This window comes from Anoxybacillus sp. LAT27 (assembly GCF_022030075.1).
Taxonomy (GTDB): Bacteria; Bacillota; Bacilli; order Bacillales; family Anoxybacillaceae; genus Anoxybacillus; species Anoxybacillus kestanbolensis.
The window spans coordinates 1-233 of record NZ_JAIWYK010000302.1; the positions used below are offsets into that span (position 1 = coordinate 1).

Here is a 233-nt window from a genome sequence, read left to right on the forward strand (position 1 = left end):
TAGATGTACCACCAACTATCCACAAGGAGGTTCATGTCTCATGAATAGATTAGCACATCACCAAGGAATCCACAAGTTTTTCTTCACGCTGGGGTTGACGCTGCAGCTTTCCAAACCGGTCATCAAGCATCTCATTCATATTGTCGATGCCTTGACCACCAAGGGATTCTCGGGAACATTGACTGATATTCATTACTGGAGCTTTCATCCGAATCATCGAACGACGCTCAGTC

Annotated in this window: 1 pseudogene; it reads left to right on the top strand. The window is 45.5% G+C overall.

Going from position 1 to position 233, the window contains the following annotated elements:
* Positions 1-40: 40 nt before the first annotated feature.
* Positions 41-233 (top strand): annotated as a pseudogene (locus LD028_RS09545) (IS701 family transposase); the annotation flags it as partial.